Below are 13,890 nucleotides of genomic sequence, written 5' to 3'. Positions count from 1 at the left end.
AATTAAGTCATCCTGTCGAGGGGGTTGCTCCCATTATTATAAACTCGTCCCGGCAATGGGCGATCGCGCGGCGGGGGCAAGCCGGAGGAGAAAATTAGCCGCGAGGGCGAGATTTTCTCCTCCGTACTTGTGCGGATGCAATTTTGGGTGGCAAGTTTCTGAGTTTTTGTTAAAAAATGTAACGGATTGCCTTCCCCGGGAGGGGGAGTGGCGATCGCGTTTCTTCATCGGGGAAGGGGGTGGGTTGGGGTTTTCCCTTCCGGGGATTTCCCCCCACCCGAATCGGAAAGCTTCCGTTAGATTTGGGGTAGCACTCCAGAGGCAATCCCCACCAAAATCCCCACACCAAACAGCAACCGATACCAGACAAACACCCAGGTACTTTGGGTTTGCAAGAACCGAATCAACCAGGCGATCGCCGCATAAGAAAATATCGTAGAGGAAATCAATCCCCCCACCAGGGGAATCAGACCGATGGTGCCCAAATTGCCTTCCACCACATCGAGCAGTTCCACCAGGCCCGCTAGGGTAATAGCCGGGATGCCAAGCAAAAACGAAAACCGGGCCGCTGTGGGGCGTTCTAATTCCATAAATAAACCAGCGGTAATCGTCGAACCCGATCGCGAGACCCCCGGAATTAACGCCAACACCTGAGCGCACCCCATCCAGAGGCCATCTTGCAGGGTCACTTGGCTGAAATTGCGCTTGCGCGTGCCGATGCGTTCCGCCACGGCGAGCAAAATCGCCATCACGATCGAGACAATGGCGATCGAGACCAAACTCCGCAGAATTTTGTCATAAAAATCCGGAACTGCATATTTGACCATTGCTCCGAACACCAGAATCGGGATGGTGCCTAAGGCAATGCCCAGGACAATGCGAAAGTCGCGATCGTCGTATTCCCGACGCACCAGCGCCCGCAACGCTCCATTGGTCAGGGCGCTCAAGTCGTCCCAGAAATACCAAACCACGGCGGCGATGCTGCCCAACTGAATCACCGCACTCAAGGACACTCCCGGATCTCCCCACCCGAAGAGTACCGGAACCACTTTTAAATGTGCCGTGCTGCTGATCGGAATAAATTCGGTTAATCCCTGAACCATGCCCAACACGATCGCCTGTCCGAGATTGAGGGAAGATTCCGGTCCGCCGCTCACCAACTCCGGGGCGCTTTCCGCCGCTTGCGCCAGTTCGATGCCCTTGCTGGGGAAAAGCTGGGGAGTCGAAGACCATGCCGGCGCGAGATTGACCGCGTTAGAGGCGGCGGAAGCGAGTAGCGCACCAAAGGTGCCGACGCCCAAGAAGGCAAAAAACTGCTTGCGTGATAAAGCCATGCTGTTGCTTAGGGTATCTGTGCAAAAAACTAACGTTGAGTTTCACCGGAACTCGATAAATTCCAGGAGAGGCTCGTGATGTCTATTGTTCTGTAAATGGCGAATTTTGACTTGCGGGCGTCGGCAAGTGTTAATTGAAAATTGTACATCTGATATTCTACCGTTTTCAAATTCTATAGATATAAAGTAAAATTTAGAGAGGAAATATCCCCCCCGAGGGGATTATTCCCGTGATATCTTAAATAAGATGAAGTTAAGTTAAGAATATTAAAGACTTGTTAAACAATACTGGATCCGCATACATCTGCCCCGTTACCCTGCTCAAGTCAGCGATCGCCCGTCAATGGCCGGGTTTGAAACCCTTCAAACTCAGCCAGAGAGGGTGGATTTTCGCCGCTGCCGCATTCTTAGTTTCCGTGCCGGTCTTCTTTGAAGCCCCCTTGGTGCGACAGTGGCCCTGGTTGGCTTGCGCCCTGACCGGCGGATGGTTGTGGTTGGGAAAAATGCTCTTATCCCGTCCCGGAACCCGGGTATGGGGAGACTTGTTAATCGGATTTACCGGCAGTTGGTTCGCCGGGGCGGTGTATTGGGGGTGGTTGCGGTGGGAACCCTTGCTACACTTACCCGTAGAGGCTGTGCCCCTGCCCCTGGCCCTGTGGTGTTTGTGGCGAAGAAAACTGCAGGTGGGAAGCTGGTTTTACCTCGGGTCGCTGTTTGGCACGGCGGTCACCGACTTGTATTTTTACCTGGTGGATTTGATTCCCCACTGGCGTCAGTTAATGCAGGTAGAACCCGAATTAGCCGTGCCAATTTTGCAAAGCGCGATCGCCCGAGTTCATACCCCCTGGGGGGCCACCTGGGCGATCGCTCTAGCCATGTTGCTCCTGGGGATGGGGATTGTCTCCTTACGCTGCACTAAACTGCACGCCTGGGGATTCAGTGGTGCATTATTGAGTACAATTTTGGTAGACGGCTTGTTTTGGTTGGCTGCCTTAGCAGCTTGACGGGGAACATTCCCTCTAGAGGAAGACGCCTCTACCCGGGGAAATTTCTCCGACCAAACAAAGCGCTAGCATCTACTTTTAGAATTAGAGGGATTGAGAACTCCAGAACGTTGGTGCTAAGCCTGTGGCAAATTTCCCAACCACTCCTCATCTCGTGCTGCGAACAGAAGCAGGTAATCGCTATCTTCCTTTAGTGGGGAGTAATTGCTGGACGATTGGCCGGAGTGAAGATAATAATTTCGCGATCTCGGATCGCTGGATTTCCCGCACCCATGCCATGTTGCAATGCATGGATGGGGGAGAATTTTACTTAATCGATTTAGGGAGTCGCAATGGCTCGTTTATCAATGGCAGACGAGTCAGCATCCCGGTGATTTTACATAACGGCGATCGCCTAACCTTTGGTCAAACCGAGCTGGAATTTTACTCCCCCTCGCCGGCATCGGAAGATGAATCGGAAGAATTAGACTCCCAGGATTTTACCGTCACCGCCGCCTTGCACGTGCGTCGGCTGATTTCGGTGATGGTGGTGGATATCCGCAACTTTACCGTGTTGACTCGGCAACTAGATGAAAAAATCCTCTCGGAGGTGATCGGCACCTGGTTCCGCCGTGCGGGCAATATCATTCGCGATCGCGGTAGCTGGGTGGATAAATACATCGGCGATGCGGTAATGGCGGTTTGGTTCCACAGCACTGAGAAGGCGACGAATGAAGAAGTGCTGCGGATTTTTCAAGCGCTCAATTCCCTGCATGAGGCAACGGTGGAACTCAACGATCGCTATCCCCTACCGTTTCCCTTGCGAATCGGTGCCGGGTTGAATACCGGCTATGCAATGGTGGGCAATACCGGCAGTGGCGATCGCCCGGACTACACCGCTCTCGGAGATACGGTCAACTCCGCCTTCCGTCTCGAATCCGCCACGAAGGAAATCGGTCTCGACATCGCCCTCGGGGAATCCACTTATCAATACGCTAGCGGTGTATTCAGCGATCGTCCCAGTTTGTTCGAGCAATACAACGTGCATCTGAAGGGATATGAAAAACCTACCATTACCTATGCCTGCTCGTTTGAGACCCTTGATGCCTTTTTACGCTCTAACGCGCAAAACCCCTAGTTGCGGGCGCAAAACAGAAATCTGCCTCGCCAAGTACAATAATTAAGAAAATCTGTAGCAGAAATGGTAGTCTCTAAATAAGGGCTGTTTATGAGACATAGAGGAATTCAGTTATGAGAAGATTGGTTCGCTTGATAGCAGTCTTGGGTTTGGCGATCGGCTGCCTCGGATGGTTGGGTCTGTCCCAACCGGCAATTGCTGGCAGTTTTAGTGATGTCAGCGTCACTTCGCCCATGTTGGCGGCTCAAGTGCTTTACCGCAATGAGGTGAACGAGAAGCTCGGCACCGAATTCGGCAAGAAAATTGATTTGAATAATTCTAACGTTCGCGCTTTTCGCAATTATCGAGGAATGTACCCGACCTTAGCTCGGATTGTGGTAGAAAACGCCCCTTATGAAAAGGTGGACGACGTTTTTAACATTCCCGGATTGAGCGAGCGTCAGAAAGAGGTGCTGCAAGCCAATCGCGATCGCTTCGCCGTCACGCCGCCGAGCGATGCTTTAGTCGAAGGCGACGACCGGATTAACAACGGCTACTACTAAAGCCAACACTGCTTTGGTTAAAGTTGGATCGTAAATTTCGCCCTTTGTCAATTAAGGTTATAAAAAGAGCCTTATCTCCAGGCTCGAGCGATCGACAGGGGGCGATTTTTCATTGGTCAATCCATCCGATTTGAATTCTGAGCCAAATGCTGCTTTACCCACCGCGTTTGACGTGTTGGTGGTGGGTGCCGGTGCGGCGGGCTTGTATGCGGCACTTTGTCTTCCGCAATCCTACCGCGTGGGTCTGATTAGCAAAGACAGTTTGCCGGTTTCGGCGAGCGATTGGGCACAGGGGGGGATGGCGGCGGCGATCGCCCCGGACGATTCCCCCCTGCTGCATATCCAAGATACCCTGCGCGCCGGTGCAGGTCTGTGCGATATTGAGGCGGTTCGCTTTCTCGCCGAACAAGCCCCTGGCTGCGTTGAAGATTTAATCAATTTAGGCGTGACTTTCGACCGCGAAAATGGCAAGCTCGCCTTGACCCTAGAAGCGGCTCACTCTCAGCGTCGCGTTCTCCACGCCGCCGATACTACCGGCAGGGCGGTGGTCAGCGTTCTGAGTTCCTGCGTCTTGAATCGCAAAAATATCCAGGCGATTGAAAATGCCTTCGCCGTGAATTTGTGGCTCGATCCGGAGACTCAACGCTGTCAGGGAGTCAGTTTGGTTTATCAAAATCAGCTCCACTGGGTGCGCGCCGGTGCGGTGGTGCTGGCAACCGGCGGCGGGGGTCAGGTATTCGCCCAAACCACCAATCCCTCGGTGAGTACCGGCGATGGGGTGGCGATCGCTTGGCGCGCCGGTGCGGTTTTGCGCGATTTAGAATTCTTTCAGTTTCATCCCACTGCCCTGACTAAACCGGGCGCACCCCGCTTTCTGATTAGCGAAGCAGTTCGCGGCGAAGGCGCTCATTTAGTGGATTCTCAGGGCCGACGCTTTGTCTTTGACTATCATCCTGCCGGGGAACTCGCCCCCAGAGATGTGGTGAGTCGCTCGATTTTTATGCACTTAAAGCGCACCGCCGCCGATCCGGCGGATGCCCACGTTTGGTTGGATTTACAACCTATTCCCCCAGAGCGAATCCGTCACCGCTTTCCCAATATTATTCAGGTTTGTCAGCACTGGGGTATCGATCTGTTTCGTCAACCGATTCCAGTGGCCCCCGCCGCCCATTATTGGATGGGCGGCATTCAAACGGATCTCAAGTGTCGAACTTCGATTCCGGGCTTATATGCTGTGGGCGAAACCGCGAATACCGGGGTACATGGCGCAAATCGCCTCGCCAGTAATTCTCTGCTTGAATGTATCGTGTTTGGCGCTCAGTTGGCTGATGTGGAAGTTTTTGGCGATTCCCTATGCCCCTCTCCATCAGAAGTCAGCCCCCCTGGGGTGTCTTACCCCCTGGACAAGCCTCGGGATACCCTCGCTACAATTGAAGCGCTGCGGCAGTCTCTCCCTCGCCTGGTTTGGCAAAGTGCCGGCATTGTTCGGGGTCAGCGGGCATTGGAAGAGGCGATCGCTCGCGTTAACACCTGGCACGCTGAATTTGCGGCTCTGCCCCTCAGTCGTTATTTGTTTAATGCGATCCCCGGTGAAAATATCCGGTTTGCCCTCCCTGACGCCAACCCTCTCTTGCAACGTTGGGGCGAAATGCACAACTTACTCAATGTGGCGTTGTTAATCCTGACCAGTGCCGCTTTTCGGCAAGAAAGTCGCGGCGGTCACTATCGCGAAGACTACCCGCAACCAGACCCCACCTGGCAAACTCACACGATGGTTCGCGATCGCACCTGGCAACGAGTCCCCGTGCGCTCCACACCCATCGAAACCGATTCCCCGTAAGCAACCTTCCCAGCTCTTTTCTAGCCGCTGGGGGTTTATTACCTATCTCTCCAGAAAAACTATTGCCCACACTATTTCACCGCACAAGGATTAGCGACTTCCCGCTCCATCCGTGCGTTCTGGCTCTCCATTCACCACCGGATCCTCCTGCTCGGAAATCAATACCGTCGAGCTGAAAGCTGGCCGATCCGATTGAAAATCTTGAATGACACTGGTTTCAGGTATGGCGGCGGCGTTGCCAATAAAGAAGAGTTGGCTGGCTACACCGATTGCCATTGCTGTAGTGGTGGATTTAAGAAAAGTAACCATAGCACCCATAACCCCATAACGACCTTCCTAGTAGATTTACCCTCTCTGTTTCTAGTTTATCAGTAGAATCACGGAGTTGTCCACTGAGGAGACAGACAAGGGGACAACGGTTGCCCCACTCTTCAGTATTTCTACGGGGAGTACCCAGGAACGCCGTTTTTCCTTCGATGGAGCAAATCCAAAGACTGGCAAGGGTTTTACGCCCAACCCTCCTCTCCCCTTTTTTGCAAAACGATGGTGCGACAAACGACTTCCGAAAGTTTAGATTATTTTAAGCTTCCCTGACAATCTGTTCGCCGTCGGAGTTTCGGCTGAGTGGTAAAAATTTTATTTTAAATTAATATTACAGATTATGAACCCATCCGTACAGCCCCAGGCAACTTGTCTGCTGGGATGGGAGCATAAGCCAGTTCAGGCGGCACAAACAGCCCCTCGCAAAATATTCTCGCCTCTACAATGTCGGGGATTGAACAATTCGAGCGCCCAAGCAGGAGAAGAGAAACTCTTATCCCGGGGTGCTCGGGGTTGAGCCGATGATGGCGGCGGAAAAAACCTGAGCGATCGCGGGGATGGCTTTAAGAAAATTTCACTTGATTCTTACCGCTTTCTTTTGCGCGATACATCGCCGCGTCTGCTTTATTAATCAAACCCTCTAAATCCTCACCATCTAAAGGATATAAGCTAATCCCGATACTGGTGGTGACGTGGATTTCACGTTCGTGCAACACAAAAGGCGCAGACAAGGTACTCATAATTTTGTGAGCCACCCTGAGCGCATCTTGTTTTCGCGGAATGGCCGGCAAAATCACCGTAAACTCATCTCCTCCCAAACGCGCCACCGTATCGCTACCGCGCAAGCAAGCGCTCAGTCGGTTGGCGACATCTTGCAGCAGGAGATCGCCGCACTCATGTCCTTGAGTATCGTTAATCGTCTTAAACCCATCTAAATCGAGAAACAAAATCGCCACTTGCTGCTGATTAACTGCCGCCCATTCTAACGCTTGACGCAGACGTTCGTAGAAAAGGGTTCGATTCGGCAAACCGGTCAGCGTATCGTGATAAGCTTGATGTCGCAAGCGATTTTCTGACAGTTTTAACTCCTCATAAGAAGACGCCAGTTCCGCCGCCGTGCGCTTCAGTTCTTCTTCCATCCGCTTGCGTTCGGTGATATCGCGGATTGCACCGACTAAAAACACATTGCCAGCGGGATCTTTATGTAACGACCGTTTGGTAGCAATGAAATGGGTGATTCCGCGAGCATCCGTAAATTTTTCTTCATTTTCGATAGGCAAACCCGTTTGAAAAACCTGCTCGTTTTGCTGCCAAAATATCTCTGCTTCTTCTGAGGGAAAAAGGTTGGCCGCAGATTGGTGGAGTAAATACTCTAAAGGGTAGCCGATAAATTGACAATATGCTTCATTGAGGACTACCCATCGGTGGTTTTTATCTTGCACAAAAATTGGGTCGGGAATTGTATTAATGATTTGATGTAAAAACTCTTTCGATTCGGCAAACGCCCGTTTGAGTTTTTCTTCTCGGTAAGCGATATACCCGGTGATTCCCACTGCCGATCCGCCGAGAGTGATTAACGGAGGGATCAGGGGAATCCACCATCCCAGGAGGAACAGAAGGTAACAAAACCCGGTTAGGCTGCCACAGGAGAGCAGTAGATAAAAGGTAAAGCGCAAAGGCGATCGCCAATTCCAGCTCAGACTTGCCCCCACCCAAGACCAGAGAAAAATCCACAACCATTCCATCGCCTCGGGCCAGACTTGAATCGACGGCGGGCGTCCATCTAACGCTGCATTGAGGATTTGGCTGACAAACAAAGCGTGCAATTCCACCCCAAACACTTTTTTAGGCGGTTCGATCCAACGACCACTGTAAGGGATGTAGAAAAAATCTTTCAAACTCGGGGCGATCGAGCCTATCAGAACCACGCGATCGCGCACCCACGCTGGCGGCACCTTTCCTTCCAACACCTCCGCCATCGACACCGTGCGGAATCCCACGGACGGAGATTCCCGATTTTCCGCAGGCGAGCGAAAATTAGTCAAGAGTTGATAGCCCCCATCATCGGCGCGCACGTAGGCACCATCGTAAGACTCAAACGGTCGAAAAATGCTGCGACCTAATTTAAAATGGCCCGGATGATGTTTCAGGGTCTCGAGCTTAATGCCTTCCTCGTCTAGATAGAGAAATGCCAACTGTAGGGCTAAGCTGCGGTGAATCGTGCCATTTTCAGTGCGCCAGTAAATTAGATTGCGACGCACCTTGCCGTCGGAATCGATCGCCACGTTATTGAAGCCCACAGCGTTGCGTTCGGCAAGCACCGTCGGCGGTGGCACCCCGAGGCTTTCGCGATCGGCGAGTTTTTCAATCCCTATGAGATTGGGAGTGTTAGCAAAAACCTGGTTCAATTGCTCGTGCCCGGGTTGTACCGGCAAATCGCGAAATAAATCCAACCCGATCGCCCGGGGGTTGAGGGCATGGACTGTTTCGATTAATTCCGCCATCACGCGATCGGGTATCGGCCAAGTTTGCAATTTTCTCAGGTCTGATTCATCGATGCCGATAATCAGACAGCATTCGTCAATCGGTTGTTGGGGACGCCAGCGAAACATTTGGTCATATGCGCCCCACTCTAATGACTGCAATAGTCCCAAGAAGCGGACTAGCAACACAAAACCGGCAACACTGGAACAGGTTACTAACAAACCGCGCCCTTGCCGAAAGAAAAGCTGAAAGATTGCCCACCATTTTGGCGGGGGTTTGACTGGCTCGGTGCTCATCGACTAGAGAATTATAGTGCAATTAAATCTCCGTTGCGATCGCGCTTCATTTCCGGAATATCCCAATGCAATCGGTAGTTGAAACCTGATTGGGAATCTCGCCGATGGCTGACAGTCAATTGCACGCTAGCGCAACGGCAGTGAATATCGAAAGTCACGAGGCCCCTGATAGCCAGATAAGTCAGCCAGTTCTTCTAACGATCTTACTCCTGGGTACATCTGCCCATTTATCTCCCAAGTGGGAACGCCAGTAATATTGGCTTGTTGGCACAGTTGTGGCTGAGCGTTTTTGCCTTCGGGATGGCATTCAATGGTGTTGAGAATATCCAACGCTTGCTTGCCAAATAGTTCTTTCTGTTCGTGGCAGTGCGGGCAGGTGTATGCTACATACACTTTAGCGTCTATTTCTGTAAGGTGTTTTGCTAAGGCGATTTCTGCTTCTCCGGAGGTGGTTTTCACACTCCACCCGATTCCCGGGGTGGGTCTTCCACTCGGACCGGGTACCACGGTTTTGCCTGCCACGGTTTCCGAGGTGGCCACCGGTTCGTTAACGTTGGCATAAACGCCCAAGGCTGCGATCAGCGTCACCATTGCGATCGCAATTCCCGTAAAGAACAGTTGGCCTTTATCTTCCCAATCTTTGCCGATCGTGGTTAAAACAAACAAAAGCACCGATAACACTGCTGAGACGATGCAGTAGGGGCACAGCGCTTTGATTTCAAAAAACATCAGGTAGGTAAGCTGGCTGCTAAACACCACCATTGCGGTGGCGATTCCAAACATCAGCAACCAGGTGAAGTTTTCTGCCCTAGCGCGCACCTGTTTTTTGCTTTCTGAATCGATGAATAGGGGCGCAATTGCCAGAACCGCCATGCTGGTATAGGCTAAAAACCCAAATACGGTGAGTGGTATGCCGAAAACTGTGGCATAGGGGCTTTCCAGTACCAGCTCGCAGCCCTTGGTGGGACAGACCTCCGCTGCCGATCCGCTCAACTCGGCGACGGTGAGAAATGCAGTTTCCAAAATACCAATTGTGGCGATCGCGCCGATGATATAACGCGACCTGCGATAAATCCAGGGAATAGAACGTCGGCGTCTCATCAAACTCTCCGAGACTAACTTTTCCGTGCCCCTCCAGTACGTGACTGGAAAAGCGAGTACCCTTTGATTTTGGCACATCCGACTTCCCACGCAGAGGGTCGTGTCCCCCGACCCGAATTAAGAATTAAGAATTAAGAATTAAGAATTTCTCAATTCTCAACTCTCAATTCTCAATTTTTTTTGCCTCACCACTCTCCCCTGTGCTTCTTCCGAGCATTTTAGGAGTGCAATTTAATGGAGGACAAAGGTTGTGCTTGGGTTTGGGGATTGAGACAGCGACGAGTCGCCTCCACAAACTGACTGACCCGAATCGGATCGATGGGTCGATCCAGCTTTCCGTGTCGTTTCAGGGAGCTACAGACGATCACCCCATTCGCCGCTTGCATGAGGGTGGGAATATTCTCCCAATTGGCACCACTCCCGATGAACACTGGGGTACCCTTTGCCGCCGCCGTGGCTAGTTCTAGGTCTTCCAAGCTGGGGGGAGAGCCGGTGGCCCACCCGGAGAGAATAACCCCATCGGCTAAACCGCGCTCGATGGTTTCTTGCACCGCAGTGGTGAGATTGGGGGCACTCAAGGGACGAGCGTGTTTGACCAACACATCGGCGAAAATTTTGACATCGCTGCCTAATTCTCGGCGATAGCGCAGCAGTTGATGCGCTTGTCCCTCGATTACTCCTTGGTCGGTTGCCATTACGCCAGTGAGTACGTTGACGCGAATGAATTTGGCTCCCACACAAGAGGCGATCGCCAAACCGCTTTGGGCGTCATTTCGCAAAACATTAATTCCGATCGGCACGGTGACTAGGTTCATTAGCCGATCTACAATCAAGGTCATGGCACTGACCACCGCTGGGTCTACCTGAGCGTTGGTAAACGGAGCGTCAAAAAAATTTTCGACAATAATGCCATCAACCCCGCCAGATGCTAGGGCTGTAGCTTCTCGCTCAGCTCGATCGATGACGGTGCTGAGGCTGCCCCCCCACCGCGCTGATGTCGGCAAGGGCAGTAAATGAACAACACCTATAATCGGATTTTGGGTTTTGAAGAGCTGTTTTAAGTCCACGTTGTTTCTTTTCGGACGCCGCAGGAAATTTCGGTCAACCAATGTAGTGAGTCAGACTTGCTTGCCACCTCCAAGACCCGCTGTTACGGGTCAGATCGATGGCTGCCTACTTAAAGGCCAGATCGTTACACCCTCCCTTTCCGTAAAAAGAGTTCGGCGCATCCGATCGCGGATACACGATGGCCTGTCCCTAACTGGGAAAATCAGACACCACTCGCTTCCGGATACGAGTCCTTCGACTCCCTCATTCCTAATTGCTCATTGTACTGCTGTACCCGACCATCCGCGATCGCCACATCACAGTGACCACTGATGCCGCTTGTCGGAAGTAGAACAGGCAAGATGACCATTTTACAAGAGTTTTACCGTTTTTAACTTCGCAACTAAATAGTTTTTCAGTAAAAACAAATTTCTCCAAAAAAACCCTATCAGGGTTTTTGGATCCCTCGCAAGTGTCTCCCCAGAATCCCTCTCCCTCTTTGTGCCAGTGGCTCTCTGAGGAAGATGGCTCTATCCACTCCACCGTCGGGGTGCCGCTGTTGTCGATCGCCCCCGGGTGCTACTCCCATTCTGACCGCGCCCCCCTGCCTATGGCGATGTCGCGATCGGCTTTCAGTACAATATCTCTATCCCGTTGTCCTACGCATTCTGAGTGTCCATGATTCCGTCGGTTTCTCAAATTCCCATCCAACAACTTGCCTCGGGCGATCGCCTCTCGATTCAACTCTATAAATTTATCGGCCAACATCCGGGCAAAAAAGCTTACCTACAAGCTAACTTACATGGTTCGGAAATCTCTGGCAATGCCGCGATACATCAGCTTATCGAATTTTTAATGACACTGGATCCTAGTCAGCTTGCTGGGGAAATTTGGTTGGTGCCAGTGTGCAATCCCCTGGCTACCAATCAGCGATCGCACCACTTCTCTAGCGGTCGTTATTCTGCCTACGATGGCAAAGACTGGAATCGCATCTTTTGGGACTACGAAAAAGAACAAGAAGGCGACGAAATCTCCGATTTTGCCAAATCTCAACTTCATCTTTCCCCCCCAGAAATTCGTCACAACTATCTCACCCTCATCCAACAGCGCTTTCACCAGCTTCTAGATGAGATTAAATCTCCCGCCGGCGTCCCCTTTACGGATCGCTATCGCTATATCTTGCAATCTCTCTGTCTCGATGCTAACTATGTCATCGATTGTCACAGTTCCACCAATCAAGGCTTAGACTATCTTTATTGCTTTGATGCCAGACAAGACAGTGCCAAATCCTTTTTGCTCGATTATGCCCTGTTAATGAATGAGTATGATGGCGATGCCTTTGATGAAGCATTTCTCAAACCTTGGCTTGCTCTAGAAAAACAATTGGCTTTATTGGGTAAAAATTTTACCTTTGATGTGGAATCTTGGACTCTGGAACTCGGGGCGGGAATGCAAATGAATCCCGAGTCTGTGGCTAAAGGCGTCCGAGGAATTAAAAACTATTTATCTCAAAAAGGAATGCTAGACATTCCGGGATTTCCTCTACCGGAAACTCAGGATTTCTCCGTGGAATTTACTCCCAAAGACTGCGTGCAGAAATATTACGCTCTCTTGGGGGGAATGATTCAGTGGAGAATTCCCCTGGGTACCCGGGTTAAAACCGGCGATCGCCTTTATCAACTCTTAACCTTTGACAAAAGCGATCGATTCCCAAAACTTATCGATGTCTGCGCTCAAACCGATGGCTTCATCTTTGACCTATCCACCAATCACTCGGTAAATGAAGCTGATTACGTTTTATCCATGTTTTCACAATAACCCACCTTCATAAAACAGCTCAGTGGCGTTTTGCAAATCTTTTGCGAGCGCCCTTTTTTTTACTCAATTTTTTGACTCAACCCTGAAAAAGCAAGCGCCACGCGCGATCGCCGCCCCCACCAGAACGCAAGGGTCAGAACGCTGTTGTCGCTCCCATATCCGCAGGTGTTATTGAGCGTGAAGGGCGGTTGCGCTCTTGCGACGCGATCTACTCCGTCCGGAGAACGCCCGCCGCTGATTGGAGCCAGTGGTGGCTTGTTCTCTTTTATGGCACAGGGAGTTAGCCTTTGACTGGTGGTTTTTGTTCTCGCGCCACAGGGTAATTTTTTCCGGACTTTCCACGATTAAGCAGACAATATCGGCTTTCAGGTACTTTTGACACATCTGCACGGCGGCTTGCCGTCCCTTGGGCGAAAAAGATTGAGCGGCGGTGAAAAGTGTATTGTGCAATACAAGTTGCCCGGTCTCTTGACAAGGGATCCCTTGCAGTTCTAAATCTTCTGCTCTCAAAAATAGCATCGGTGTCTGCTCCTGGCTTGCTCAACTTTCCTTTGACCCCCAGTTTACCCATAATTTCACACAGTTTTATCAATTACTTTACAAAATCTTTAAAAAACTGCCTTGACAGATTGCACGCGGGTGTTTCGTTTTCCTGGGATCGCCCCCGTATCGAGGGTTTGAGGGGCTTGCTGCCGTCACTCAAAAATGCCCCCGGTTTTTTCGGTATGAGGGCACAATCTAGCTAAGCACTCATGCAAAATAAATTGCACATCCATTTTTGAGGTTTGTAGGGTGGGCAGTTCCTTGAATCAGTTGCTATTGGCACCTCGCTCATCTGGATCTGCCCACCCTACCCACTGCAATTATTTTTGCCCGAGTACATAGATAGCTGACATCAACCCACTCCCTGGGCGGATTTTAGCTTCTCGGCGGGAAGCCCCGCGCTCTACCCGTGCTTGGTGAGCGTCGGGATGAGAGCCAGGGGA

The 13,890-nt window shown here is 51.4% G+C and carries 13 protein-coding genes; 5 read left to right on the top strand and 8 right to left on the bottom strand.

All coding sequences use genetic code 11. The features are described from left to right. Nucleotides 1-36: 36 nt before the first annotated feature. Both AC0QH1_RS08545 and AC0QH1_RS08540 read right to left on the bottom strand, forming a co-directional pair. Nucleotides 37-228, bottom strand: coding sequence for a hypothetical protein (locus AC0QH1_RS08545; protein WP_324630633.1), 192 nt, complete (start codon nt 226-228; stop codon nt 37-39). A gap of 68 nt (nt 229-296) precedes the next feature. Continuing rightward, complete coding sequence (locus AC0QH1_RS08540; RefSeq protein WP_324630632.1) at nt 297-1,334, bottom strand: undecaprenyl-diphosphate phosphatase; 1,038 nt, start codon at nt 1,332-1,334, stop codon at nt 297-299. A gap of 332 nt (nt 1,335-1,666) precedes the next feature. Between AC0QH1_RS08540 and AC0QH1_RS08535 the strand changes: the two genes are divergently transcribed. The 4 genes from AC0QH1_RS08535 to nadB all read left to right on the top strand — a co-directional run bounded on the left by AC0QH1_RS08535 (nt 1,667) and on the right by nadB (nt 5,837). Further along, a complete protein-coding gene (locus AC0QH1_RS08535) occupies nt 1,667-2,338 on the top strand; it encodes a DUF3120 domain-containing protein (protein WP_442957299.1) in 672 nt (223 codons plus the stop codon). Between the two features lie 124 nt (nt 2,339-2,462). Next, complete coding sequence (locus tag AC0QH1_RS08530; RefSeq protein WP_324630631.1) at nt 2,463-3,455, top strand: adenylate/guanylate cyclase domain-containing protein; 993 nt, start codon at nt 2,463-2,465, stop codon at nt 3,453-3,455. A gap of 113 nt (nt 3,456-3,568) precedes the next feature. Further along, a complete protein-coding gene (psbU, locus tag AC0QH1_RS08525) occupies nt 3,569-3,997 on the top strand; it encodes a photosystem II complex extrinsic protein PsbU (protein ID WP_324630629.1) in 429 nt (142 codons plus the stop codon). Nucleotides 3,998-4,109: 112 nt separating this feature from the next. Beyond that, nucleotides 4,110-5,837, top strand: coding sequence for an L-aspartate oxidase (gene nadB / locus AC0QH1_RS08520; RefSeq protein ID WP_324630627.1), 1,728 nt, complete (start codon nt 4,110-4,112; stop codon nt 5,835-5,837). Between the two features lie 90 nt (nt 5,838-5,927). Here the strand turns inward: nadB and AC0QH1_RS08515 are convergent, their stop codons facing one another. The 5 genes from AC0QH1_RS08515 to AC0QH1_RS08495 form a co-directional block, all read right to left on the bottom strand. Next, nucleotides 5,928-6,146, bottom strand: coding sequence for a hypothetical protein (locus AC0QH1_RS08515; protein WP_324630626.1), 219 nt, complete (start codon nt 6,144-6,146; stop codon nt 5,928-5,930). A gap of 575 nt (nt 6,147-6,721) precedes the next feature. Then, nucleotides 6,722-8,938: a CHASE2 domain-containing protein gene (locus AC0QH1_RS08510; RefSeq protein ID WP_324630625.1), complete on the bottom strand. Its 2,217-nt coding sequence runs from the start codon at nt 8,936-8,938 to the stop codon at nt 6,722-6,724. A 126-nt stretch (nt 8,939-9,064) separates the two neighbouring features. Further along, nucleotides 9,065-10,039 carry a vitamin K epoxide reductase family protein gene (locus AC0QH1_RS08505; RefSeq protein ID WP_324630624.1) on the bottom strand — a complete coding sequence of 325 codons (975 nt, stop codon included), beginning with the start codon at nt 10,037-10,039 and terminating at the stop codon, nt 9,065-9,067. A 218-nt stretch (nt 10,040-10,257) separates the two neighbouring features. Next, nucleotides 10,258-11,106 (bottom strand): photosystem I biogenesis protein BtpA, encoded by an 849-nt coding sequence (gene btpA / locus AC0QH1_RS08500; protein WP_324630623.1) that lies wholly within the window; start codon nt 11,104-11,106, stop codon nt 10,258-10,260. A gap of 203 nt (nt 11,107-11,309) precedes the next feature. Continuing rightward, a complete protein-coding gene (locus AC0QH1_RS08495; RefSeq protein WP_324630622.1) occupies nt 11,310-11,447 on the bottom strand; it encodes a hypothetical protein in 138 nt (45 codons plus the stop codon). A 317-nt stretch (nt 11,448-11,764) separates the two neighbouring features. Here AC0QH1_RS08495 and AC0QH1_RS08490 point away from each other — a divergent pair, with 317 nt between their 5' ends. After that, complete coding sequence (locus tag AC0QH1_RS08490; protein ID WP_324630655.1) at nt 11,765-12,904, top strand: succinylglutamate desuccinylase/aspartoacylase family protein; 1,140 nt, start codon at nt 11,765-11,767, stop codon at nt 12,902-12,904. A 168-nt stretch (nt 12,905-13,072) separates the two neighbouring features. On the opposite strand, the gene AC0QH1_RS08485 is transcribed toward AC0QH1_RS08490, so the two are convergent. Then, entirely contained in the window at nt 13,073-13,423 is a 351-nt protein-coding gene (locus tag AC0QH1_RS08485) for a hypothetical protein (RefSeq protein ID WP_324630621.1), read from the bottom strand. Nucleotides 13,424-13,890 lie beyond the last annotated feature (467 nt).

The organism is Phormidium sp. CCY1219 (genome assembly GCF_055795085.1).
The sequence above is the reverse complement of the archived record's forward strand: the minus strand, read 5'-3'. Positions and strand labels throughout refer to the sequence as shown.